This window comes from Frateuria sp. YIM B11624 (assembly GCF_049727805.1).
Lineage (GTDB): Bacteria > Pseudomonadota > Gammaproteobacteria > Xanthomonadales > Rhodanobacteraceae > Frateuria_A.
The window spans coordinates 119,420-142,123 of the sequence record NZ_JBCNYA010000002.1; the positions used below are offsets into that span (position 1 = coordinate 119,420).

Consider the following 22,704-nt stretch of genomic DNA (forward strand, 5'->3'; position numbering starts at 1 on the left):
GGAGAGGGCGTCCAGAAGTCAGGCCGCTGACGCGCGCTGGAACTGTGCTTCCTCGGTCGAGCCCTTCAGCGCGACGGTCGAAGATTGACCTTGCTGGATCGCTTGGGTGACCTGGTCGAAGTAGCCGGTGCCGACTTCGCGCTGATGCTTGACGGCGGTGAAGCCCCGTTCGGCCGCGGCGAATTCCTTTTCCTGCAGGTCGACGAACGCGCTCATCTGCCGGCGCGCGTAGCCATGGGCCAGTTCGAACATGCCGTAGTTGAGGCTGTGGAAGCCGGCCAGCGTGATGAACTGGAACTTGTAGCCCATCGCGCCGAGCTCGCGCTGGAACTTCGCGATGGTCGCGTCGTCCAGGTTCTTCCTCCAGTTGAAGCTTGGCGAACAGTTGTAGGCGAGCAGCTTGTCCGGGTATCTGCCGCGGATGGCTTCGGCGAAGCGGCGTGCGTCCTCCAGGTTCGGCTTGCTGGTCTCGCACCACACCAGGTCGGCATGGGGCGCATAGGCCAGGCCGCGGCTGATCGCCTGGTCCAGGCCGGGCCGGACACGGAAGAAGCCCTCGAGGGTGCGCTCGCCGGTGAGGAAGGGCTTGTCGTTGTCGTCGACATCGGAGGTGAGCAGATCCGCCGCGTCGGCGTCGGTGCGCGCCACAAGTAGCGTCGGCACGCCGCAGACGTCGGCGGCCAGGCGCGCGGCGGTGAGCTTGTCGATCGCCTCACGCGTGGGCACGAGTACCTTGCCACCCATGTGGCCGCACTTCTTCACCGCGGCGAGCTGGTCCTCGAAGTGCACGCCGGCGGCGCCGGCCTCGATCATCGCCTTCATCAGTTCAAACGCGTTGAGCACGCCGCCGAAGCCGGCTTCGGCATCCGCCACGATCGGCGCCAGCCAGTCGATCTCGTCGCTCCCTTCGGCGTGATGCAACTGATCGGCGCGCAGCAGCGCATTGTTGATGCGCTTGACCACCAGCGGCACCGAGTTGGCCGGGTACAGCGACTGGTCCGGATACATCTCGCCGGCCACGTTGGCGTCGGCCGCGACCTGCCAGCCGGACAGGTAGATCGCCTTCAGGCCGGCCTTCACCTGCTGCATCGCCTGGTTGCCGGTGAGCGCGCCGAGCGCGTTGACGAAGTCCTCCTTGTGCAGCGAGTGCCAGAGTTTTTCGGCCCCCTGGCGCGCCAGCGAGTATTCGATCGGCACGGTGCCGCGCAGGCGCACGACGTCTTCGGCGCCGTAGTTGCGGCGCACGCCGGCCCAGCGCGGATTGTTGGTCCAGTCCAGGGTGATCTGTTCGGCGGTCGGCAGATTGGTTTTCATGGGTTCCGGGCTCCGTGGGGTTTCCTGCAGGTGCGCGCGCCGTGCGCAGCCGGATATGGCTGTCGCGGGCGCGCCCTGCGAAAGGCGATCAGGCCAGTTGCGCGTAGGCGGGCAGGGTGAGGAAGGCGCCGAGTTCGTCGGCGTGGGTCAGTTCGGCGAGCAGCCGGGCGGCGTCGTCGGCACGACGGGCGCCCGGATGCGTGCTTTCGCGCAGGCGATGGGCATGCGCGGCGAGCGCCTGGTCGAACAGCGCCATGTCGATCGGCGCGCCATCGGGGAATTCCAGCGGCACGCAATCGTTCCTTTCCTGCGGCTCGCCGGCGTAGTGCAGCCATTGCCAAAGCTGCGCGCGGGCGATCTCGGCGGTGGCCGCGTCTTCCATCAGGTGATGGATCGGCACGCAGCCCAGGCCGTCCAGCCAGGCCGCGGTGTAGCGAAGCGCCACTTCGACGTTGTTGTCGAAACCGGCGCGGGTGATCGTGCCGCAGGGCGCGGCCAACAGTTGGCAGCGCGATACGTGGACGTCTTCGCGCAGCACGTCGAGCTGGTTGGGCCCGGGCATGTAGCGGTCGAAGATCGCCTGCGCCACCGGCACCAGCGCCGGGTGCGCGACCCAGGTGCCGTCGTGGCCGGCATGCACTTCGCGCAGCTTGTCGGCGCGCACCTTCTCCAGCGCGGCTTCATTCGCGGCCTCGTCGCCCTTGATCGGGATCTGCGCGGCCATGCCGCCCATGGCAAAGGCGCCGCGACGGTGACAGGTGCGGATCAGCAGCTCCGAGTAGGCCTTCAGGAACGGCACGGTCATCTGCACCTGGCCGCGCTCGGGCAGCAGGCGGTCGTGATGGCCGCGCAGGGTCTTCAGGTACGAGAAGATGTAGTCCCAACGCCCGCAGTTGAGTCCAACCGCGCGCTCGCGCAGCGCGTGCAGGATCTCGTCCATCTGGAAGGCCGCCGGCAGTGTCTCGATCAGCACCGTGGCCTTCATGCAGCCGCGCGGCAGACCAAGTTCGCGCTCGGCGTGTGCCATCACTTCGTTCCACAACGCGGCCTCTTCCATCGCCTCGAGCTTGGGCAGGTAGAAGTACGGGCCGCGGTCGCGTGCGTGCAGCGCGCGGGCGTTGTGGAAGGCGAACAGGCCGAAGTCGACCAGCGCGCCGGCCATGGGCTCGCCGTCGACCTCGAAGTGCCGCTCCGGCAGATGCCAGCCGCGCGGACGCACCACCAGCACCGCCGGATCGGGTCCGAGCGTGTAGTCCCGCCCATCGGGGGAGCGGTACGCGATGGTGCCGGCGACCGCGTCGACCAGATTCCGCTGGCCGTCCAGCTGGTTGGTCATGGTCGGCGTCGAGGAATCCTCGAAATCCGCCATGAACACCTTCGCGCCGGAGTTGAGCGCGTTGATGACCATCTTGCGCTCGACCGGACCGGTGATTTCCACGCGGCGGTCGCGCAGCGCGGCCGGAATCGGCGCGACCTGCCAGTCACCCTCGCGGATGGCGCGGGTATCGGCGCGGAAGTCGGGCAGGGCGCCCGCGTCCCAGGTGGCCTGGCGCTCGACGCGGGCCGCCAGCAGTTCGCGGCGCCGGGCATCGAAGCGGCGGTGCAGGTCGGCCAGGAAGGCCAGCGCATCGGGAGTGAGCAGGCTGGCGTAGGCGGCGGTGTCGCCGTGGACGGTCAGCGGGCCGGGATCGAGTCGTTCCTGCGGGACGGCCATGGATGCAGCTCCGTGGAGGGGTGCCATCCACGCTAGGCCGGCTCGCTTGCCTTTGACAAAGCGAATGTTTCAATCTTTCTTATTGAGAAATGTAAAGTAGCTTGTAAAAGTGCGGCTAGAAGGGTATCCGGGAGGGCATCGGCGGTGAACCGAACGAGTCAGATGCGTCGCGCAGGACCCCGAAAAGCGGCCGCCAAGGGCCGCGAAGTCGTAGAGGCGGCCGAGCGCTACTACTACAAGGGCAACCGCCACAAGCAGCTGCGCGCCTTCGTGAGCATCGTCAAGCTGGGCACGCTCACCCGTGCGGCCGAGGCGCTGTTCCTCTCCCAGCCGACCGTTACCCTGCAATTGCAGGCCCTCGAGCGTGAACTCGGCGTACCGCTGCTGGAACGCAGGCGCCGGCGCATCAACCTCACCGACGCCGGCGAGGCCCTATACGAACTGGCGCGCCCGCTGATCGAGGGCTGGGACAACCTGGACCGCGATTTCCAGGCGCGCGTGAAGGGCCTCACGGCCGGCCGGCTGACCATCGCCGCTGGCGCCTCGACCATCCAGTACCTGCTGCCGGAGCTGGTGCGCCGCTACCGCGAGGCGTTCCCGGCGGTGCACCTGCAACTGGCCAACGTCACCGGCCGCGACGGCCTGGCGCTGCTGCGCGCGGACGAAGCCGACTTCGCGGTGGGTTCGATGCTGGACGTGCCCGACGACATCGCGTGGGCGCCGCTGCGCCACTACGACCCGATGCTGATCACGCCGCTCGACCACCCGCTGGCGCACAAGGCCGAGGTGGCGCTGGAGGATCTCTCGCCCTACGGCCTGATCCTGCCGCCGCAGCGGCTATCTACCTACCGGCTGGTGGACCTGGTGTTCCAGCAGCGCCAGGTGCCCTACCAGGTGGCGATCGAGGTGGGCGGTTGGGAGGTGATCAAGGAATACGTAGCGTCCGGGCTGGGCATCTCGATCGTCACCGGCATCTGCATCACCGGGGGCGACCACACGCGCCTCGCCGTGCGCAACATGAAGCGCTTCTTCCCCCAGCGCAGCTACGGCGTGGTGATGCGCAAGGGCAAGTTCCTGAGCCCTGAGGCTCGCGCCTTCGTCGACATGATCAAGCCCGGCCTGCTCACCCACCGCGAGCACGACGAGCCGGGCCACTCGGGCCGTTAGAGCCAGCGCTCAGGCCTGGCGCTGGAACGCCAGCCGCAGGCCGAAGCCGAGCAGCACCGTGCCACAGAAGCGGTCCATCCAGCCGCCGAGGCGCGGCTTGGCCAGCAGCAGCCGGTGGATGCGCCCGCCGAGCAGGGCGAGCACCAGCGACCAGGCCAGCCCGGTGCCGATGAAGCTCACGCCCAGCACCAGCAAGGCCAACTGCGGATGACCGGCCTGCGGCACGACGAACTGCGGCAGGAAGGCCAGGTAGAACAGCGCCACCTTGGGATTCAGCACGTTGGTCAGCAGGCCCTGCCGGAACGCCGCGCCCAAGCCCTCGCCGCGGGTCGCGGTGGGCGTGCGCGTCGCCGTACGCGAAATCAGCATGCGCAGGCCGATCCACACCAGGTAGGCCGCGCCCAGGTACTTGAGCACGCTGAACGCCAGTGCCGAGGTCATCAGGATCGCCGATACGCCCAGTACCGCGGCCGCGGTATGCACCAGGCAACCGGCGTTGATGCCCAGCGCGGCGGCGAAGCCCACCGCACGTCCCTCGCGCCCGCTGCGGGCGAGGATGTAGAAGGTGTCCAGGCCGGGTGTGAGGTTGAGTGCCAGGCAGGCGAGCAGGAAGGCGCCGAAGTGCGCGATACCCAGGGCGGTCATGGAAAGGTCCGGAGGAGGGGATTACTCGGTATTGCGGTGCTTGCCGCGGTAGCCGCGGAACAGCGCGCGGATGCGCGCCATGTCTGCGTCCGGGTCGTCCGTGGCGTACTGCAGCGTGCCCAGCGTGAAGGTCTTGGTCGGGTAATCCAGGAACACCGGCAGGATCGGCACCTCGGCCTCGCGCGCGATGCGCAGGAAACCGCTCTTCCAGAGCTTGACGTGCTTGCGCGTGCCCTCGGGCGTGATGCCCAGCCACATGCGCGGGTGGTCGGCGAAGCGGCGCACCATCTGTCCGACCACGTTGAGCGCGGCCTTGCGGTTGATGCCGATCATGCCCAGCGGCCGCAGGATCAGCCCGAGCGGGCTGTCGAGCACCTCGCGCTTGATCATGATCTTGATGTCCAGTCGCAGGGCGATCTTCATCATCAAGCCCCACACGCCGTCCCAGTAGGACGAGTGCGGCGCGCCGATGATGATCAGCTTGGGCACGTCCGGCAGCTCGCCCAGGAGGCGCCATCCGGACAGGCGCAGCAGGCCGCGCATCAGCCAGGGCCAGAAGCGGTTCGTGAACCGCGGTGCCTGGGGCGGCACCGGCGGCAGGACGGCACCGCTCATTCGCCGCTCCAGTCGCGCGAACGCCCCTGCTTGATGCGGCTGCGCTGCTGCTTGCCGGCCAGGCGGCGCTCCTTCGAGGCGCGGGTAGGTCGGGTCGCCACGCGCTTCTTCGGCGCCGCCAGCGCGACGCGGACGATCTCGGCGAGCCGCTCGCGCGCGTCGTCGCGGTTGCGCGCCTGCTCGCGGAAGCGCCGCGCCTGGATCACCAGCACGCCCTCGTCGGTCATGCGCCGATCGCGGCGCGTGAGCAGGCGCGCACGCACCGCCTCCGGCAACGAGGGCGAGCCGGCGACGTCGAAGCGCAACTCGACCGCGCTCTCGGTGCGGTTGACGTGTTGCCCGCCGGGACCGTCCGCGCGCAGGAAGCGTTCGGTCAGTTCGGCGTCGGGGAGGATGAGGGTGCGGCTGATCTGCAGCATGGTCCGGCAAGTTTAGGGCAAGCGGATGAACGAAAAGCGGCCCAACGCCCCAGGGGCAGCCAACGGTGCGCCGGCTCTACGCCTCCCAGCCGAAGCGCGCGAGCAACGCCCGGTAGGCCGGGTCCAGCGCGGCTTCGAGAGCCATCGGCGCGCCGCTGGCCGGATGGACGAATCGCAGCCGCCAGGCGTGCAGCAGCATGCGGTGGCAGCCGAAATGCTGCTTGTAGAGGCGGTTGTGGTCGCTGCGCCCGTGCTGGCAGTCGCCGATCACCGGATGGTGGATGTGCGCCATGTGCTTGCGGATCTGCCGGAAGCGACCGGTCTGCGGCTCGGCCAGCACCAGTGCGTAGCGCTGTTGCGGGTAGCGGCCCAGCGCGATCGGTACCTCCACCGTGGCCAGGCGGCGGTAGCCCGTGCGTGCCTCCCGCCGCGGGCCGGTCTCGCGCGAGCCGGGCAGCGGATAGTCGACCAGGCCCTCGGCCGGTTCGGGCCAGCCGCGCACCACGGCGAGGTACTGCTTGTGCACCTCGCGACCCATGAACTGCTCGCCCAGCGCCGCGGCCATGGCGGCGCTGCGCGCCACCAGCAGCACGCCGCTGGTGGCGCGGTCCAGCCGGTGGGCGAGGAACACTTCGCCGCCGACCTGTTCGCGCAGCAGGTCGACCAGGAAGGCGTCGGCCGGACCGATCAGCTTCGAGCGATGCACGGGCAGGCCCGCGGGCTTGTTGACCGCGAGCAGGGCGTCGTCCCGATAGAGGATTTCGAGCATGGAGGTTTCAGGCGAGCCGCGACCGTAGCGGCAACGTCGAGCGGCGGATCAGCGCCGCGCGCTGGCGATGAAGGCGATCAGGCTCGCCGCCAGGCAGCCCAGCGCGACCCAGTCGGAGCCGTCCGGCCCGCCCGCGATCCACAGCAGGGTGGCGCAGCCGAGCAATGCCATGCCGAACAGGCCGCCAAGCAACGCTCGCCGCCGGCGCAATGCAAGGTCCGCGCGAAGAACCAGTTCGGCCGGATCGGCCAGCTGCTGCCGTTCGCCGCTAGCCACCTGGCGCAATGCGTCGCGCACCAGCTCGGGCAACTGCGGGGCCGCATGCAGCCATTCGGGCAGCCGCTGGCGTACCGCGCGCAGCGTGCGCCGTGCGCTGTAGCGCTCGCGCAGGATGCGCTTGAGCACGGGATGCGCCACCGCCCAGATGTCGATGTCCGGATCGAGCATGCGCCCCACGCCCTCGATGTTGAGCAGGGTCTTCTGCAGCAGGATCAGCTGCGGCTGTAGCGTGAGCTCGAAGCGGCGCGCGGTCTGGAACAGCTTGACCACTACCTCGGCCAGCGAGATCTGCGACAGCGGACGGGTGAAGTACGGCTCGCACACGGTGCGGATCGCCGCCTCCAGTTCGTCCAGCCGCACGGTCGCGGGCATCCAGCCGGCGGCCACGTGGAGTTGGGCGATGCGTGCGTAGTCGCGCTCGAACAGCGCGATGAAGTTCTGCGCCAGCCAGTACTGGTCGGCCTCCGGCAGCGAGCCCATGATGCCGAAGTCGAGCGCCACGAAGCGCGGGTCGCCGCGGCGTTCCAGGTCCACCCAGATGTTGCCGGGATGCGCATCGGCGTGGAAGAAGTTGTCGCGAAACACCTGCTCGTAGAACACCCGCACGCCCTTGGCGGCGAGCGCCTTGCGGTCGACGCCGGCGGCGTCGATTGCGGCCACGTCGTCGGCGCTCACGCCGTGCACGCGCTCGAGCGTGAGCACCCGTTCGGCGGTGAAGTCCCAGTACACCGCCGGCACGTACAGGTCCACGCCGCTTTCGAAGTTGCGCTTGAGCAGGCTGGCGCTGGCGCCTTCGCGCTGCAGGTCCAGCTCGTTCGCCAGCATCTTTTCCACCTCGGCGACGACGTCGAGCGGGCGGATCTTGTCGGCGTTGGGATGCCAGCGCTGCGCGAGCTCGCCCAGCGATCGCATCAGCGCCACGTCACGGGCGATCCGGCTTTCGATCCCCGGCCGCAGGACCTTGACCACTACCTCATCGCCGTCGTGCAGCGTGGCCGCGTGCACCTGGGCGATCGAGGCGGAGGCGAGCGGGGTTTCATCGAAACGGGCGTATAGCCGCCCGATCTTGGCCTTCAGTTCGTGCTCGACCATGGCGCGTGCTTCGGCGCCGGAAAAGGGTGGCACCTGGTCCTGCAGTTCGGCCAGCTCGTCGGCAATGTCGGCCGGGATGAGGTCGCGCCGGGTCGACAGGACCTGCCCGGCCTTGACGAAGATCGGCCCGAGCTCGGTCAGTGCCATGCGCAGCCGTGCGCCGCGCGGCAGCTCGCGGGCGCCGGGACGCGGGCGCGCCAGCAGCGGCCGCAGCAGCTTGAGCGGACGGTACAGGTGCGCGGCGTCGACCAGTTCGTCCAGCCGCCAGGCGAGCAGCACCGAGGCGACCCGCAGTACCCCGGGCACCACCTTCAGCGGCGTCATGCGCGCGGCCCCATGCGCTGGCGCAGGCGGGCGAGGCGGGCTTCCAGGCGTTCGGTGCGCTCGCGCAGCGCGTCCACGCCATCGAGGAAATCGTCCACCTCGCCCATCGCCGGGGTGAGGCGCGCCTCGTCGCGCAGCCAGTCGGCGCCATCCTCGGTGAAGTGCCCGGCGGTCTCCCGCGCGTGGCGCAGCCCCTTGGCGATGGCCTGCGCCAGCGGCACGCCGAGCACGTCGCCGAAGCTGCGCGCGAAGGCTTCCTCGAAGTCCGGCTGGAAACTGCTGGCGAGCTTCTCCAGCCGCCGCGCCAGGTCGGCATCACCGGCGATCTCGACCTTGCCCGGCGACACGCCTTCGTCGCCGCGGCGCAGCGCCATGGCGAGCAGGCTGCCGGGGCTGGCCGTCACGCGCAGCTGGCTCAGGTCCTGCGGCGGGCCGACCTTCAGGCGCTGGTCCTCGACGGTCACGCTGAGCGCCAGCTCCGGCCCGCGCAGGTGCAACTGGATGCTGCGGCCCTGCAGCGCGGCGAGCTTCTGCCGGGTCTCCGGATCGAGCGAGAGCGTGTGGTTGAGCGCGGTTTCCAGCGCGCGGCCGGCGAGCTTGCGCAGCGGCTGCGGGAGCCAGGCGTTCGGGGCAGGGGCATTCATCCGCCGATTGTAGCGGGCGGGGCCGCCATCGCGGATTTCCGCGACCCCGCCCCGCTTCTACACGGCGCCGGCAAAACCCAGTTGACGCCAGGCCTCGTAGACCGCCACCGCCACCGTGTTGGAGAGGTTGAGGCTGCGGCTGTCGGGGCGCATCGGCAGGCGCAGGCGGCGCTCCGGCGGGATCGCCTCGAACACCTCGGCAGGCAGCCCCGCGGTTTCGCAGCCGAACAGCAGCGCGTCGCCCTCGGCGTAGCAGGCGTCCACGTGGGCGACGCGGCCGCGGGTGGAGAAGGCGAACACGCGCGGCATGCCGATCGCGGCCAGGCAGGCGTCGAGGCCGTCGTGCACCGCGACGCGGGCGTACTCGTGGTAGTCCAGGCCGGCGCGGCGCAGGCGCGCGTCGTCCAGTTCGAAGCCCAGCGGCCGGATCAGGTGCAGCGAGGCGCCCGTGTTGGCGCACAGCCGGATGGCGTTGCCGGTGTTCGGCGGGATCTCGGGGCGGTACAGGATGACGTGCAGCATCCGGGCATTATCCGCGCGCGGCGCGGACCGGCCCAGTGCATGGCCTGCTCAGCTGTCCTGGCGCGGGCAGACCACGCCGTCCGGCGGCAGCATGCAGGTGCCGGGCACGGCCATCAGCACGCCGACCTTGCCGTTGTCGCCGCCGCCGGCCAACTGCACCGGGCCGGGCGTGAACAGCATCGAGGCCATGATCCAGCCGCACACCAGCAGGCAGGCGGCAAACAGGCTGCGCAGCAACAGGTTCTCGAGTTTCATGGTTTGGGGTTCCTTGGGCTGATGGGGTGGAGTCCTGTGCGAGTACTGTGGCAAGCACCGTGCCAGCCATGCAGTGGCAGCAAACCCCTTGATCCTGTGACGTTTGTCAGCCGCGCCACGCCGCACGTGGGTTGTCCGCGGACACTGCGCGGTCCGCGGACGGACACCGTTGCGGACAGCACCATGGCCTTCGTCGCTTGTGTCCGCTCACCCGGGACCGATAGCCTCGGCGCTCATTCGTGAGACAGGAGGTTGCACCGTGGCAAAGCGTTTCCCACCCAAGACCGCGCTGGCGCTGATCGCCGCCAGCCTGCTCGCCGGACCGGCCCTGCTGCCGGCGGCGCAGGCCGCCGATGCCCCCGCGGCGCAGGCCTCGAAGATCCCCGAGCTGAAGTACGAGCGCTTCACTCTGCCCAACGGGCTGACCGTGGTGGTGCACGAGGATCACAAGGCGCCGGTGGTGGCGGTGAGCGTGTGGTACCACGTGGGGTCCTCCTATGAGCCGAAGGGCAAGACCGGCTTCGCGCACCTGTTCGAGCACCTGATGTTCCAGGGCTCGGAGAACCACAAGGACGAGTACTTCAAGCCGTTCGAGCTGGCCGGCGCCACCGACCAGAACGGCACCACCTGGCTGGACCGCACCAACTATTTCGAGACGGTGCCGACCACCGCGCTCGACATGGCGCTGTGGATGGAGTCCGACCGCATGGGCCACCTGCTCGGCGCGATCGGCCAGAAGGAACTGGACGAGCAGCGCGGCGTGGTGCAGAACGAGAAGCGCCAGGGCGAGAACGAACCCTACGGCCGCGTCAGCGAACTGATCCAGGCCGAGGCCTTCCCGGCCAACCATCCCTACCACCACGACACGATCGGCTCGATGGCCGACTTGAACGCCGCCTCGCTCGGCGACGTCAAGCAGTGGTTCAAGGACTACTACGGCGCCGCCAATACGGTGGTGGTGCTGGCCGGCGACATCACGCCGGCGCAGGCGAAGGCGAAGATGCTCAGGTACTTCGGCGATATCGGCTCCGGTCCCGCCGTGCCGCGCCCGCAGCCGTGGGTCGCCCCGCGCGACAAGTCCACCCGCGGCACGATGACCGACAACGTGGCGCAGACGCGCATCTACCGCGAGTGGAACGTGCCCTCGCGCACCGACCTTTCGCTCAACCAGCTCCAGCTCGCCGCGGCGGTGCTCGGCGGCGGCAAGACTTCGCGCCTGTACCAGCGGCTGGTCTACAAGGACAAGCTCGCCGACGACGTCTCGGTCGACATCGAGCAGCACGTGCTGGCCAGCCTGTTCGAGCTGCAGGTGGACGTGAAGAAGGGCGCCGACCCGGCCAAGGTCGAGGCCGCGGTGGCCGACGAATGGGCGAAGTTCCTCAAGGACGGCCCCACCGCCGACGAGCTCGAGCGCGTCAAGACCGGCATTCGCGCCGCCTTCGTGCGCGGCCTGGAGCGCGTCAACACGCAGGCGATGATCCTCGCCGAGGGCCAGCTCTACCAGGACGATCCGGCCGCCTACCAGAAGGATTTCGATGCGCTGATGGCGGCCACCCCGGCCAGCGTCAAGGCCGCGGCCAACCAGTGGATCGCCAGGGGCGACTACACGCTCACCGTCACGCCGGGCAAGGTCGAGGACACCGACTTCGCCACCTACGGCGGCCGTCCTGCGCTGCCGGGCAAGCCGATGGACGAGCTTGCGGCCAAGGGCGAGTACACCACCGTCAAGAGCACGGTGGATCGCAGCAAGGGCGTGCCTGAGGTGACCGAGTTCCCCGGCCTGACTTTCCCGACCCTGCAGCACGGCAAGCTCGCCAACGGCATCGAGGTCACCCTGGCCGAGCGCCACGAGGTGCCCGCGGTGCAGGTGCAACTGGTGTTCGACGCCGGCTACGCTGCCGACCAGGGCCGCAAGCTCGGCACCTCAAGCTTCACCATGGCGATGCTGGACGAGGGCACGAAGGATCTCGATTCGGTCGAGATCGCCAAGCGCGAGCAGCGCCTGGGCGCGATCATCGGCAGCGGCTGCGGGCTGGACTTCTGCAATGCCTCGCTCAACGCGCTGAACGACAAGCTCGAGCCTTCGCTCACCCTGTTCGCCGACATCGTGCGCAACCCGGCCTTCCGTGTGGACGACGTGGCGCGCCTGCGCGGCCAGTGGCTGGCGCGCATCGCGCAGGAGAAGAGCCAGCCGATCGGCATCGCGTTGCGCACCTTGCCGCCGCTGCTGTACGGCGAAGGCCACGCCTACGCGATCCCGTTCACCGGCTCGGGCACGGTCAAGTCGATCACCGCCCTCGACGCGGCCGACATGCGCCGCTTCATGGGCGACTTCATCCGCCCGGACAACGTCAAGGTGCTGGTCGCCGGCGACACCACGCTGGCGAAGATCATTCCGCAACTGGACAAGGTCTTCGGCGACTGGAAGCCGGGCGCGGGCAAGGTGCCGGCCAAGAACGTGGGCCACGTGGCGGCGCCCGCGTCCTCGCGCGTGTTCATGATCGACCGGCCCGGCGCGCAGCAGAGCCTGATCCTGGCCGGCAGCCTGGCGCCCTCGACCAAGGCGTCGAACAACCTCGACATCGAGACCATGAACGGCGCCTTCGGCGGCACCTTCACCTCGCGCCTGAACATGAACCTGCGCGAGGACAAGCACTGGGCCTACGGCGCCTTCAGCTTCCTGCCCGATGCGCTGGGGCAGCGCCCATTCCTGATGTACGCGCCGGTGCAGACCGACAAGACCGCGCCGTCGGCCCAGCAGATCCTGGCCGAGGCGCGCGGCGTGATCGGCAAGCAGCCGCTGACCCACCAGGAGATCGCCAAGATCAAGGAAGGCGACGTGCGCAGCCTGCCGGGCGAGTACCAGACCACCTCGGCGGTGATGGGCGCGCTGCAGGACATCGCGCTGTACGACCGTCCGGACGACTGGATCCAGACCGAGAAGGCGCGCATCGAAGCGCTGAAGGATCCACAGGTGCAGGCGGCCGCGCAGGAAGTCATCCATCCCGGCCACCTGACCTGGGTGATCGTGGGTGACCTCAAGAAGATCGAGGCGCCGGTGCGCGCGCTGAACCTGGGCAAGGTGCAGGTGCTCGACGCCGACGGCAAGCCGGTGAAGTAGCCCAACGCCTCTCCCCCGGCGCCGCCCGGGGGAGAGGATGCGCGGGAAAGGTGGTCCTTTGCTTTCCCTTCAGCCCGGCCCGGACGCGGCCAAGGTACGATGGCCCCTTCCCGATTGCCCCGCCGGAGCCCGTCCATGCGCAAGACCCCGCTGCTGCTCGTCCCCATCCTGCTGCTCGGCGCCTGCACCTGGGGCATCACGCTCGACGACGCCGGCAAGCAGGTGCGCACCGCCTGGAACGGCGACGTCTCGCAATGCCGCGACCTGGGCAAGGTCACCGTCTCGGTGATGGACCACGTCGGGCCGGTCGACCGCAACGACATCAAGGTGCGCGACGAACTGGAAGTGATGGCGCGCAACGAAGCGGCCAAGATGAACGCCGACACGGTCAAGCCGCTGGGCGAGCCGACCGACGGCTCGCAGGCCTGGGGCGCCTACCAGTGCGGCAGCGTGCGCCCGTCCTCCACCGCCACGCCTGCCAACCAGCCGGCGCCCGCCGCCTCCGGCGGCACGCAGACGTTCCCGATCAGCGGCGGCTGAGCGCGCGATCGCGCGTCCCGCAAGGCCCGGCGCCTGCCGCTCGATGATGCGGCCGGCGAAGGCGCGCGCCTGGGCGCGCAGCCAGGCATGCGCCGCCGTATGTCGCGTCGATAGCCAGCACCGCCGGATCGCGCGAAAATGCCGCTCTTGCCCGCGGCGGACATGACGTGCGCCGCCCCCTTGCCCGCGAGAGGTTGCCGAAGTGTCCCAGAGCCCGACCATCATCTACACGCTGACCGACGAAGCGCCGTTCCTGGCCACCCAGTCACTGCTGCCGATCGTCGAAGCGTTCGCGCGCACTGCCGGCGTCGGTGTGGAGACGCGCGACATCTCGTTGGCCGGGCGCATCCTCTCGCAGTTTCCCGAACACCTGAAGGACGAGCAGCAGGTTCCCGACGACCTGGCCGAGCTCGGCCAGCTGGCCACCACGCCGGAAGCCAACATCATCAAGCTGCCCAACATCAGCGCCTCGGTGCCGCAGATGAAGGCCGCGATCAAGGAGCTGCAGGCACAGGGCTACGCGCTGCCGGACTACCCGGACGAGCCGAAGGACACTGGCGAATGGAACGCCAAGGCGCGCTACGACAAGATCAAGGGCAGCGCGGTGAACCCGGTGCTGCGCGAGGGCAATTCCGATCGCCGCGCGCCGCCGTCGGTGAAGAACTACGCGCGCAAGCACCCGCACCGGATGGGCAAGTGGAGCGCCGATTCGAAGACCCGCGTGGCGCACATGGACGCCGGCGATTTCTACGGTTCCGAACGGTCGGCCACGTTGGACAAGGCCGGCAGCCTGAAGATCGAGCTGCTGGCGAAGGACGGCAGCGCCACCGTGCTGAAGGAGAAGGTCGCGGTGCAGGCCGGCGAGATCGTCGATGCGGCGGTGATGAGCCGCGTCGCGCTGGCCAAATTCGTCGACCAGGCGATCGCCGACGCCAGGACGGCAGGCGTGCTGTTCTCGCTGCACCTGAAGGCGACCATGATGAAGGTCTCCGACCCGATCATGTTCGGCGTGGTGGTGCGCGAGTTCTACAAGGACGTGCTGGACAAGCACGCCGACGCGCTCAGGCAGGTCGGCTTCGACGCCAACAACGGCATCGGCGATCTCTACGCGCGGCTGGGCCAGCTGCCCGAGGGCACGCAGGCGGCGATCAAGGCCGACATCGAGGCCGAATATGCCAAGCGCCCGGCGCTGGCGATGGTCAACTCCGACAAGGGCATCACCAACCTGCACGTGCCCAGCGACGTGATCGTCGACGCCTCGATGCCGGCGATGATCCGCGACTCGGGCAAGATGTGGAACGCCAAGGGTGAACTGCAGGATACCCTCGCGCTGATCCCCGACCGCAGCTACGCCGGCATCTACCAGGCGGTGGTCGAGGACTGCAAGGCGCACGGCGCGTTCGATCCGGCGACGATGGGTTCGGTGCCCAACGTGGGCCTGATGGCGCAGAAGGCCGAGGAGTACGGCTCGCACGACAAGACCTTCCAGGTCGCCGCCGACGGCAGCGTGCGGGTGACCGACCAGGACGGCCGCATCGTGTTCGAGCATGCGGTCGAGGCCGGCGACATCTGGCGCATGTGCGAGACCCGCGACGCGCCGATCCAGGACTGGGTCAAGCTCGCCGTCACCCGCGCGCGCCTCTCCGGCACGCCGGCGGTGTTCTGGCTCGATCCCGCACGCGGCCACGACGCGCAGCTGATCGCCAAGGTCGAGCGCTACCTCAAGGACCACGACACGAGCGGGCTGGACATCCGCATCCTGTCGCCGGTCGAGGCGATGGCATTTTCGCTGGAGCGCATCCGCAAGGGCCAGGACACCATCTCGGTCACCGGCAATGTGCTGCGCGACTACCTCACCGACCTGTTCCCGATCATGGAGCTGGGCACCAGCGCCAAGATGCTCTCGATCGTGCCGCTGATGGCCGGCGGCGGGCTGTTCGAGACCGGCGCCGGCGGCTCGGCGCCCAAGCACGTACAGCAGTTCCTGGAAGAGGATTACCTGCGCTGGGATTCGCTGGGCGAGTTCCTGGCGCTGGCCGCCTCCTTCGAGCACCTGGCCGACACCTACGGCAACAAGCGCGCCGGCGTGCTGGCCAGGGCGCTGGACGCGGCCAACGGCAAGATCCTGGACAACAACAAGTCGCCCGCGCGCAAGGTCGGCGAACTGGACAACCGCGGCAGCCATTTCTACCTCGCGCTGTACTGGGCGCAGGCGCTCGCCGCGCAGGACGAGGACGCGCAATTGAAGGCCACCTTTGCGCTGCTGGCCAAGGCGCTGGCCGACAACGAGGTCACCATCGTGGGCGAGCTCAACGGTGCCCAGGGCAAGGCGGTGGACATCGGCGGCTACTACCATCCGGACCTCGCCCGCACGGGCGCGGCGATGCGGCCGAGCAGGACCTTCAACGACGCGCTGGCGACGCTGAAGGCTTGAGACACGAAGGGCGCCACGCGGCGCCCTTCGCTTTCCTGTGGAGTCGTCGCGTCAGGCCGGCTCGGCGCTGGCGCGGTCGAGCAATGCGATCTCGTCCGGCGCAAGCGCCAGCTTCACCGCGCCCAGCAGCTCCTCGAGCTGCTCGATGCTGGTGGCGCTGGCGATCGGCGCGGTGAGACCGGGCCGGGCGATCAGCCAGGCCAGTGCGACCTGCGCCGGCGTGGCGTGGTGGCCGACGGCGACGCGGTCCAGCGTATCAAGGATGCCCAGTCCGCGCGGGTCGAGATACTTGCGGACGCCGGCGCCGCGGGCGCGGCTCTTGGCCAGGTCCCCCTCGCTGCGGTACTTGCCGGAGAGGAAGCCGCTGGCCAGCGCGTAGTAGCTGATCACGCCGACCTGTTCGCGCCGCACCAACGGTTCCAGTTCGCGTTCGTAGCCGGTGCGCCGCACCAGGTTGTACTCCGGCTGCAGCGACTCGTAGCGCGGCAGGCCGTGCGCGGCCGATACCCTCAGTGCCTCCGCAAAGCGGTCGGCACCGTAGTTGGAGGCGCCGATCGCACGCACCTTGCCCTGCTCGATCAGTCGTCCGAATGCGCCCAGCGTCTCGGCCAGCGGAACGGAGGCATCGTCCTCGTGCGCCTGGTACAGGTCGATGCAGTCGACCTGCAGGCGCCTGAGCGAGCCTTCCACGGCCTGCTGGATGTTCACCGGCGACAGGCCCGGCTGCTCGGCCCACTTGGCCACCTTGGTGGCGATCACCACCCGGTCGCGCTTGCCGCTGGCCTTGAGCCATTTGCCGATGATCGTTTCCGATTCGCCGCCGCGGTTGCCCGTCACCCAGGCCGAATAGACGTCCGCCGTGTCGACGAGGTTGAAGCCGGCATCGACGAAGACGTCGAGCAGTTCGAACGAGCGCTTCTCGTCCACGCTCCAGCCGAACACGTTGCCGCCGAAGGCGAGCGGGGCAATGGCGAGCGGAGAGCGGCCTAGCGGGCGTAGTGACATGGAGATTCCTTGGATGGACGCATCATTCCTTCAGATGGAAACGCGCCAGGCAGGAATCAAGCGGGCCGCTTGCGTGGGCTCTTCCCACGTGGAATTCGCAGAGGCGGGACGTGTGCCCCGGCCCACCCCTGCGCGCAGGGGCGGGCCATGAAGATCAGGGCAGCAGCGCCGCGCGCAGCACCTCGCGCCAGCGCAGCATCGGCGCCACCGGCCGCGCGGCCGGTGAGCGGCGACCGCGCGTCGCCGGTGCATCCTCGCGCCAGCGCAGTTCGTGGGTGGGCAGGGCGTGGCCATGCAGGTACAGCAACTGCTTCCAGAGCGGTTTCATGGGAACCTCCGGTGGGGGTGTTGCCTTGGGGTGTGCTCAAGTTACGCCGCGGCCGGTCCGCCAAAAAGCGATATATTCGCAAGCCAAGCTTGAGGAATATTCAAGATGGGAAAATTGCCGCTCGGCTTGTTGCAGCAGTTCGTGCTGGTCGCCCGACAAGGCAACCTGTCGCGTGCGGCGGCGCAGGCGAACCTGACCGTCAGTGCGCTCAGCCACCAGATGCGCCAGCTTGAGGAACGCCTGGAGCGGCGCCTGTTCGAGCGCGGGCCGCGCGGCGTGACGCTGACCGTCGAGGGCTGCAGCCTGCTCGAAGCGGTCGGCGGGCATTTCGACGGCATCGAACATGCGCTCGCGGCGTTCAGCACGCGCCACCATGATGCGCTCACGCTCAGCGCCAGCCCCGGCATCATGTCGAGCTGGCTGGTGCCGCGCCTGCCGCGGCTGGTGGCCGCGCATCCGGAGCTGGAGCTGAGCCTGCAGTCGGCGTCGACGCTGGTGAATTTCGAGCGCGAGCCGGTGGACGTCGCCCTGCGCTACGGCCGCGGCAACTGGGACGGACTGCACTGCGAGCGGCTGTTCGGCGAATGGATCGCACCGGTGGCCGCGCCCGAACTGGTGGAACGGATGGATGGGACGGATCCTCGCGACCTGTCGCGCTGGCCGCTGCTCGGCGAACCGCCGCCTTCCACGCGCTGGAACGACTGGTTCGACCGCCACGGCGGCACGCGGCCGAAACGCTACGTGGCCCAGTTCGACAGCCTGGATGCCCTGCGCCATGCGGCGCTTGAGGGGCTGGGCGTAGGCCTGGGGCGGATGGTGACCTCCAAGTCGCTGATCGACGCCGGCCGGCTGCAGATGCTCGGCGACGACTACATGCCGGTGGCGGAGGCGTACTGGCTGGTGTACCCGCCGCGGTCGCTGGAGCATCGCGGCATGCAGGCCTTCCGCCAATGGCTGCTGGCCGAGGCCGACGACTACTGCCGGCAGTTGCCGGTTGCCTGGAAGGAGGCCGCTGCCGCCGGCTGATCGGCTATCGCCGCGCGGCCGCAGGCGTCATCATCGGCGGTCGCCGACCGTATTGGAGAACACCATGAAATCCCGTGCCGCCGTCGCCTGGGAAGCAGGCAAGCCGCTGTCGATCGAAGAGGTGGAGGTAGCCGGCCCGAAGGCCGGCGAGGTGCTGGTGCGCATCGTCGCCACCGGCGTCTGCCACACCGACGCCTTCACCCTCTCCGGCGCCGATCCGGAGGGCCTGTTCCCGGCGATCCTCGGCCACGAGGGCGGCGGCATCGTCGAGGAAGTCGGCGAGGGCGTGACCACATTGGCCGTGGGCGACCACGTCATCCCGCTGTACACGCCCGAGTGCGGCACCTGCGAATACTGCCGCTCGGGCAAGACCAACCTGTGCCAGCGCATCCGCGCCACCCAGGGCCAGGGGCTGATGCCCGACGGCACCTCGCGGTTTTCCAAGGGCGGCCAGATGATCCGCCACTACATGGGCACCAGCACCTTCAGCGAGTACACGGTGCTGCCCGAGATCGCGGTGGCGAAAATCGACAAGGCCGCGCCGCTGGAAAAGGTCTGCCTGCTCGGCTGCGGCATCACCACCGGCATCGGCGCGGTGCTCAACACCGCCAGGGTGGAGCCGGGCGCCAGCGTGGCGGTGTTCGGGCTGGGCGGCATCGGCCTGTCGGTGGTGCAGGGCGCGGTGATGGCCAAGGCCGGGCGCATCGTGGTGGTCGACACCAATCCGTCGAAGTTCGAGATGGCGCGGCTGTTAGGCGCCACCGACTGCGTCAATCCGAAGGATCATCCGGACACGCCGATCCAGCAGGTGATCGTCGAGCTCACCGGCGGCGGCGTGGACTATTCGTTCGAGTGCATCGGCAATGTCGACGTGATGCGCTCGGCGCTGGAGTGCTGCCACAAGGGCTGGGGGGAATCGATCATCATCGGCGTGGCCGGTGCCGGCCAGGAAATCCGCACGCGGCCGTTCCAGCTGGTGACCGGGCGGGTGTGGCGCGGCTCGGCCTTCGGTGGCGTCAAGGGCCGCTCGCAGCTGCCCGGCTACGTGGATCGCTACCTGGCCGGCGAGATCCGCATCGACGAGATGGTCAGCCAGGAGCTGCCGCTGGAACGCATCAACGAGGCGTTCGACGCCATGCACGAGGGCCGAGTGATCCGCTCGGTGATCCGCTACTGAGACGTTGATCCTTCCCCCGTTCACGGGGGAAGGTGCCCGAAGGGCGGATGGGGGGAGGCCTTGCGGAAGACTTGCCCGCACATCCCGCCAAAAGCGGCCCCCATCCGCCTGTCGGCACCTTCCCCCGCGTTCGCGGGGGAAGGCTCGGCGCCGGATTCCTCCGCTAGAATGCGCGCGCCTTCCCCGGCACCCACGCACCCGAGGCTCCCATGCAACGCACCGCCATCCTGGTCGACGGCGCCTTCTTCCTTGCCCGCTACCGCAAGGTGTGGGGCGAACGCGATGCCGGCGATGCGCGCACCGTGGCCAAGACTGTGTTCGGCATGGCACTGGAGCACCTGAAGGCGCTGGACCGCCCGCGCGAGGCGCTGTATCGCATCTTTTTCTACGACTGCCCGCCGCTGGAGAAGGTGCTGGTGCGCCCGCTCAGCGGCGAGGCGGTGGATTTCTCGCGCACCGGCGCGGCGACGTTCCGCCGCGAACTGCACGACCAGTTGCGTCGCCAGCGCAAGATGGCGCTGCGGCTCGGCCGGCTGGCCGAGCGCGGCGAGTGGAAGCTGAAGTTCCATGCCTATCAGCAGCTGCGCGAGGGCACCCTGGCGTGGGAGGATCTGGGCGACGAGCATTTCGAACCGGACATGCGCCAGACCCAGGTCGACATGAAGATCGGCATCGACATCGCCGCGCTCACCTACAAGAAGCTGGTCGACCAGATCGTGCTGGTCGCCGGCGATGCGGATTTCATTCCGGCGGCCAAGCTGGCCCGCTACGAGGGCATCGACTTCATTCTCGACCCGATGTGGCAGGGTATAGCCCCGGACCTGCACGAGCACATCGACGGCCTGCAGTCGGTCTGCCCGCGACCCTTCTGAACAATCGTCACCCGTGGCCATGGAGATCACGATGAAGACCCTGCGGCTTTCCACCTTCTGCCTCGCCGGCCTGCTGGCGATGCCTGCGCTCGCGCAGGACCAGCCCACCGACGCGCTGGTGCCGCCGACCAGCGCCAGCGACTACACCGCCGCGCAACTGGACCAGGTGGTTGCCGGCGACTGGCGTCCGGCCGACCAGCGCGCGCGCGACACGTACCGCCACCCGAAGGAAACGCTGGAATTCTTCGAATTGCGGCCGGACCAGACGGTGATCGAAATCACCCCGGGCGGCGGCTGGTACGCGCAGATCCTGGCGCCGCTGCTGCACGACAACGGCCATTACGTGGCCGCGGAAAAGCAGCCCTCGGCGGACAGCGAGGCGCGCGCTGACGACAGCGCCCTGCGCAAGCTGTTCGCCGCGCATCCGGCGCAGTTCGGTGCAGCCTCGATCGTGACCTTCGACCCCAAGGCGCCGGTGTTCGGTGCGCCGGCGTCGGCCGACCGCGTGCTGACCTTCCGCAACGTGCACAACTGGGCGATGGACGGCAGCGCGCCGGCGATGTTCAAGGCGTTCTACAGCGTGCTCAAGCCCGGTGGCGTGCTCGGCGTGGTCGACCATCGTGCCGACGCCGGCGCCACGCTGGACGAGGTCAGGGACAGCGGCTACCTGCCGGTCGACTACGTGGTCAAGCTCGCCACCGACGCCGGCTTCGTGCTGGATGGGCGCAGCGAGATCAACGCCAACCCGAAGGACGACCACGACCATCCCAAGGGCGTGTGGACGCTGCCACCCACGCTCGCGTTGGGCGACCAGGACAAGGCGAAGTACCTGGCGATCGGCGAGTCCGACCGCATGACGCTGCGCTTCGTCAAGCCGGAGGCGCCCGCGCACGCGGCCTCCGCGCCATGACGTGCTGATCGCGCTCAACAAGCCCTATGGCGTGCTCTGCCAGTTCTCTGGCGACGGCAGCCGGCCGACGCTGGCCGGCTACGTGCGCGAAACGGACGTCTATCCGGCCGGACGGCTGGACCACGACAGTGAAGGCCTGCTGCTGCTCACCGACGACGGTCGCCTCGCGCACAGGCTGACCGATCCGCGGCACAAGCAACCCAAGACCTACCTGGTGCAGGTGGACGGCGCGGTCACCGACGAGGCGATCGCCGCCCTGCGCAGCGGCGTCACGCTCAACGACGGCCCCACCCTGCCGGCGGGCGCCGAACACGCCGCCGAACCGGGCTGGCTGTGGCCGCGCGATCCGCCGGTGCGCTTCCGCAAGGCGATCCCGACCAGCTGGCTCACGATCACCTTGCGCGAGGGGCGCAACCGCCAGGTCCGGCGCATGACCGCGGCCGTCGGTTTCCCCACCTTGCGGCTGATCCGCGTGCGCATCGGCGAATACGCGCTGGACGGCCTTGCCCCGGGCGAGTCGCGCCGCCTGCTGTAGGCATCCATCGGATGCGACCGCGCATTCCGTCCCGAAGCGCGTGCGCGGCGTGCGGCGGATAATGTCGCTTTGCCACGCACGGCCCCGCCGCATGGACTTCAAAGACCACTTTTCCGGCCACGCCACGCTCTATCGCGACGCGCGCCCCCTGCCGCCGGCGGACTGGTTCGCCTGGCTCGCCGGCCAGGCGCCCGACCACGCGCTGGCCTGGGATGCCGGTTGCGGCAACGGCCAGGCCAGCATCGGCCTGGCCGCATATTTCCATCGCGTGGTGGCGACCGATCCGAGCGCCACGCAGATCGCGCAGGCGACGGCACATCCGTCGATCGACTACCGCGTGGAGCCGGCCGAGCGCAGCAGCCTCGCCGGCGCAAGTGCGAGCCTGGTCTGCGTGTCGCAGGCACTGCACTGGTTCGACCTGGACGCCTTCCATGCCGAGGTGCGCCGGGTCGCCCGGCCGGGCGCGCTGCTGGCGGTGTCGGCCTACGGCAACTGCAGCGTGGACCGCGCGGTGGATGCCGTCGAGTGGACGCTCTACGCCGACACGCTCGGCGGTGACTGGCCGCCCGAGCGGGCGCTGGTCGACAGCGGCTACCGCGAGCTGCCGTTTCCGTTCGAAGCCGTGGCCGCGCCCAGCTTCGCCATGCAGGCGCAATGGAACCTGGCGCAGTTCCTCGCCTACCTGCGCTCCTGGTCGGCCACGCAGCGGTACGCCAGGCGCACGGGTGTCGATCCGGTGGAGGCGGCCGCTGCGGACCTGGCACGCGCCTGGGGCGATCCTGGCCAGGTGCGCGCCGTGCGCTGGCCTTTCTTCACCCGCGTCGGCCGCATCGCCTGATCGTCCTCGACGCGCCGCCTTCAGCGCCTTCTCCCCTGCAGGAGAGGGCTTGGGGTGAGAATTCGGGACTCGCGGAAGGGCCCGGCAAGGGCCAATAACCAAACAACATCGAGGCGTCCGCCGGAGGCACCAATCGGGCCGCGCTTGTTTGGTCCTCTC

22 protein-coding genes are annotated in these 22,704 nt (G+C 69.2%); 10 read left to right on the top strand and 12 right to left on the bottom strand.

Annotated features, from left to right (window positions below):
* Nucleotides 1-18: 18 nt before the first annotated feature.
* Together aceA and aceB are read right to left on the bottom strand one after the other, a co-directional pair.
* On the bottom strand, nt 19-1,314 hold the full coding sequence (gene aceA, locus AAIL17_RS01490; protein WP_424681030.1) for an isocitrate lyase: 1,296 nt from the start codon (nt 1,312-1,314) through the stop codon (nt 19-21).
* Between the two features lie 88 nt (nt 1,315-1,402).
* Nucleotides 1,403-3,028 carry a malate synthase A gene (gene aceB, locus AAIL17_RS01495; RefSeq protein WP_424681031.1) on the bottom strand — a complete coding sequence of 542 codons (1,626 nt, stop codon included), beginning with the start codon at nt 3,026-3,028 and terminating at the stop codon, nt 1,403-1,405.
* A gap of 162 nt (nt 3,029-3,190) precedes the next feature.
* Here aceB and AAIL17_RS01500 point away from each other — a divergent pair, with 162 nt between their 5' ends.
* Complete coding sequence (locus AAIL17_RS01500) at nt 3,191-4,195, top strand: LysR family transcriptional regulator (RefSeq protein WP_424681032.1); 1,005 nt, start codon at nt 3,191-3,193, stop codon at nt 4,193-4,195.
* Nucleotides 4,196-4,204: 9 nt separating this feature from the next.
* On the opposite strand, the gene AAIL17_RS01505 is transcribed toward AAIL17_RS01500, so the two are convergent.
* The 8 genes from AAIL17_RS01505 to AAIL17_RS01540 all read right to left on the bottom strand — a co-directional run bounded on the left by AAIL17_RS01505 (nt 4,205) and on the right by AAIL17_RS01540 (nt 9,759).
* On the bottom strand, nt 4,205-4,840 hold the full coding sequence (locus AAIL17_RS01505; RefSeq protein WP_424681033.1) for a LysE family translocator: 636 nt from the start codon (nt 4,838-4,840) through the stop codon (nt 4,205-4,207).
* A gap of 21 nt (nt 4,841-4,861) precedes the next feature.
* Nucleotides 4,862-5,455 carry a 1-acyl-sn-glycerol-3-phosphate acyltransferase gene (locus AAIL17_RS01510; RefSeq protein WP_424681034.1) on the bottom strand — a complete coding sequence of 198 codons (594 nt, stop codon included), beginning with the start codon at nt 5,453-5,455 and terminating at the stop codon, nt 4,862-4,864.
* Nucleotides 5,452-5,874 (bottom strand): alternative ribosome rescue aminoacyl-tRNA hydrolase ArfB, encoded by a 423-nt coding sequence (gene arfB / locus AAIL17_RS01515; protein ID WP_424681035.1) that lies wholly within the window; start codon nt 5,872-5,874, stop codon nt 5,452-5,454. Before arfB ends, AAIL17_RS01510 begins: the two co-directional genes overlap by 4 nt.
* Nucleotides 5,875-5,950: 76 nt before the next feature.
* On the bottom strand, nt 5,951-6,643 hold the full coding sequence (locus AAIL17_RS01520; protein WP_424681036.1) for a pseudouridine synthase: 693 nt from the start codon (nt 6,641-6,643) through the stop codon (nt 5,951-5,953).
* A gap of 48 nt (nt 6,644-6,691) precedes the next feature.
* Complete coding sequence (gene ubiB / locus AAIL17_RS01525) at nt 6,692-8,338, bottom strand: ubiquinone biosynthesis regulatory protein kinase UbiB (protein WP_424681037.1); 1,647 nt, start codon at nt 8,336-8,338, stop codon at nt 6,692-6,694.
* The gene (locus AAIL17_RS01530) at nt 8,335-8,982 is read right to left on the bottom strand and encodes a ubiquinone biosynthesis accessory factor UbiJ (protein ID WP_424681038.1); all 648 of its coding nucleotides are present in this window, start codon (nt 8,980-8,982) and stop codon (nt 8,335-8,337) included. Before AAIL17_RS01530 ends, ubiB begins: the two co-directional genes overlap by 4 nt.
* Before the next feature lie 57 nt (nt 8,983-9,039).
* Nucleotides 9,040-9,504 (bottom strand): tRNA (cytidine(34)-2'-O)-methyltransferase, encoded by a 465-nt coding sequence (locus tag AAIL17_RS01535; protein ID WP_424681039.1) that lies wholly within the window; start codon nt 9,502-9,504, stop codon nt 9,040-9,042.
* Nucleotides 9,505-9,552: 48 nt separating this feature from the next.
* Nucleotides 9,553-9,759 carry a hypothetical protein gene (locus AAIL17_RS01540; RefSeq protein ID WP_424681040.1) on the bottom strand — a complete coding sequence of 69 codons (207 nt, stop codon included), beginning with the start codon at nt 9,757-9,759 and terminating at the stop codon, nt 9,553-9,555.
* 259 nt (nt 9,760-10,018) lie between these two features.
* Between AAIL17_RS01540 and AAIL17_RS01545 the strand changes: the two genes are divergently transcribed.
* The 3 genes from AAIL17_RS01545 to AAIL17_RS01555 all read left to right on the top strand — a co-directional run bounded on the left by AAIL17_RS01545 (nt 10,019) and on the right by AAIL17_RS01555 (nt 15,854).
* On the top strand, nt 10,019-12,880 hold the full coding sequence (locus AAIL17_RS01545; RefSeq protein ID WP_424681041.1) for a M16 family metallopeptidase: 2,862 nt from the start codon (nt 10,019-10,021) through the stop codon (nt 12,878-12,880).
* 135 nt (nt 12,881-13,015) lie between these two features.
* Nucleotides 13,016-13,420: a DUF4156 domain-containing protein gene (locus AAIL17_RS01550; protein ID WP_424681042.1), complete on the top strand. Its 405-nt coding sequence runs from the start codon at nt 13,016-13,018 to the stop codon at nt 13,418-13,420.
* A gap of 202 nt (nt 13,421-13,622) precedes the next feature.
* Nucleotides 13,623-15,854: an NADP-dependent isocitrate dehydrogenase gene (locus AAIL17_RS01555; protein WP_424681043.1), complete on the top strand. Its 2,232-nt coding sequence runs from the start codon at nt 13,623-13,625 to the stop codon at nt 15,852-15,854.
* A gap of 51 nt (nt 15,855-15,905) precedes the next feature.
* Here the strand turns inward: AAIL17_RS01555 and AAIL17_RS01560 are convergent, their stop codons facing one another.
* Together AAIL17_RS01560 and AAIL17_RS01565 are read right to left on the bottom strand one after the other, a co-directional pair.
* Nucleotides 15,906-16,859, bottom strand: coding sequence for an aldo/keto reductase (locus tag AAIL17_RS01560; RefSeq protein ID WP_424681044.1), 954 nt, complete (start codon nt 16,857-16,859; stop codon nt 15,906-15,908).
* A gap of 154 nt (nt 16,860-17,013) precedes the next feature.
* Entirely contained in the window at nt 17,014-17,187 is a 174-nt protein-coding gene (locus AAIL17_RS01565; protein ID WP_424681045.1) for a hypothetical protein, read from the bottom strand.
* A 105-nt stretch (nt 17,188-17,292) separates the two neighbouring features.
* Here AAIL17_RS01565 and AAIL17_RS01570 point away from each other — a divergent pair, with 105 nt between their 5' ends.
* The 6 genes from AAIL17_RS01570 (at nt 17,293) to AAIL17_RS01595 (ending at nt 22,545) form a co-directional block, all read left to right on the top strand.
* A complete protein-coding gene (locus tag AAIL17_RS01570) occupies nt 17,293-18,213 on the top strand; it encodes a LysR substrate-binding domain-containing protein (protein ID WP_424681046.1) in 921 nt (306 codons plus the stop codon).
* 64 nt (nt 18,214-18,277) lie between these two features.
* Nucleotides 18,278-19,390 (top strand): S-(hydroxymethyl)glutathione dehydrogenase/class III alcohol dehydrogenase, encoded by a 1,113-nt coding sequence (locus AAIL17_RS01575; RefSeq protein WP_424681047.1) that lies wholly within the window; start codon nt 18,278-18,280, stop codon nt 19,388-19,390.
* Between the two features lie 209 nt (nt 19,391-19,599).
* Entirely contained in the window at nt 19,600-20,262 is a 663-nt protein-coding gene (locus AAIL17_RS01580; RefSeq protein WP_424681048.1) for an NYN domain-containing protein, read from the top strand.
* Nucleotides 20,263-20,293: 31 nt separating this feature from the next.
* Nucleotides 20,294-21,172: a class I SAM-dependent methyltransferase gene (locus tag AAIL17_RS01585; RefSeq protein ID WP_424681049.1), complete on the top strand. Its 879-nt coding sequence runs from the start codon at nt 20,294-20,296 to the stop codon at nt 21,170-21,172.
* 1 nt (nt 21,173) lies between these two features.
* Nucleotides 21,174-21,707: a pseudouridine synthase gene (locus AAIL17_RS01590; protein WP_424681050.1), complete on the top strand. Its 534-nt coding sequence runs from the start codon at nt 21,174-21,176 to the stop codon at nt 21,705-21,707.
* A gap of 91 nt (nt 21,708-21,798) precedes the next feature.
* Nucleotides 21,799-22,545: a class I SAM-dependent methyltransferase gene (locus AAIL17_RS01595; protein WP_424681051.1), complete on the top strand. Its 747-nt coding sequence runs from the start codon at nt 21,799-21,801 to the stop codon at nt 22,543-22,545.
* Nucleotides 22,546-22,704 lie beyond the last annotated feature (159 nt).

Bases quoted from the DNA above. Each gene is read 5' to 3' on its own strand.
- aceA (WP_424681030.1), bottom strand. From the start codon at position 1,314: ATGAAAACCAATCTGCCGACCGCCGAACAGATCACCCTGGACTGGACC.
- aceB (WP_424681031.1), bottom strand. From the start codon at position 3,028: ATGGCCGTCCCGCAGGAACGACTCGATCCCGGCCCGCTGACCGTCCAC.
- AAIL17_RS01500 (WP_424681032.1), top strand. From the start codon at position 3,191: ATGCGTCGCGCAGGACCCCGAAAAGCGGCCGCCAAGGGCCGCGAAGTC.
- AAIL17_RS01505 (WP_424681033.1), bottom strand. From the start codon at position 4,840: ATGACCGCCCTGGGTATCGCGCACTTCGGCGCCTTCCTGCTCGCCTGC.
- AAIL17_RS01510 (WP_424681034.1), bottom strand. From the start codon at position 5,455: ATGAGCGGTGCCGTCCTGCCGCCGGTGCCGCCCCAGGCACCGCGGTTC.
- arfB (WP_424681035.1), bottom strand. From the start codon at position 5,874: ATGCTGCAGATCAGCCGCACCCTCATCCTCCCCGACGCCGAACTGACC.
- AAIL17_RS01520 (WP_424681036.1), bottom strand. From the start codon at position 6,643: ATGCTCGAAATCCTCTATCGGGACGACGCCCTGCTCGCGGTCAACAAG.
- ubiB (WP_424681037.1), bottom strand. From the start codon at position 8,338: ATGACGCCGCTGAAGGTGGTGCCCGGGGTACTGCGGGTCGCCTCGGTG.
- AAIL17_RS01530 (WP_424681038.1), bottom strand. From the start codon at position 8,982: ATGAATGCCCCTGCCCCGAACGCCTGGCTCCCGCAGCCGCTGCGCAAG.
- AAIL17_RS01535 (WP_424681039.1), bottom strand. From the start codon at position 9,504: ATGCTGCACGTCATCCTGTACCGCCCCGAGATCCCGCCGAACACCGGC.
- AAIL17_RS01540 (WP_424681040.1), bottom strand. From the start codon at position 9,759: ATGAAACTCGAGAACCTGTTGCTGCGCAGCCTGTTTGCCGCCTGCCTG.
- AAIL17_RS01550 (WP_424681042.1), top strand. From the start codon at position 13,016: ATGCGCAAGACCCCGCTGCTGCTCGTCCCCATCCTGCTGCTCGGCGCC.
- AAIL17_RS01560 (WP_424681044.1), bottom strand. From the start codon at position 16,859: ATGTCACTACGCCCGCTAGGCCGCTCTCCGCTCGCCATTGCCCCGCTC.
- AAIL17_RS01565 (WP_424681045.1), bottom strand. From the start codon at position 17,187: ATGAAACCGCTCTGGAAGCAGTTGCTGTACCTGCATGGCCACGCCCTG.
- AAIL17_RS01570 (WP_424681046.1), top strand. From the start codon at position 17,293: ATGGGAAAATTGCCGCTCGGCTTGTTGCAGCAGTTCGTGCTGGTCGCC.
- AAIL17_RS01575 (WP_424681047.1), top strand. From the start codon at position 18,278: ATGAAATCCCGTGCCGCCGTCGCCTGGGAAGCAGGCAAGCCGCTGTCG.
- AAIL17_RS01580 (WP_424681048.1), top strand. From the start codon at position 19,600: ATGCAACGCACCGCCATCCTGGTCGACGGCGCCTTCTTCCTTGCCCGC.
- AAIL17_RS01585 (WP_424681049.1), top strand. From the start codon at position 20,294: ATGAAGACCCTGCGGCTTTCCACCTTCTGCCTCGCCGGCCTGCTGGCG.
- AAIL17_RS01595 (WP_424681051.1), top strand. From the start codon at position 21,799: ATGGACTTCAAAGACCACTTTTCCGGCCACGCCACGCTCTATCGCGAC.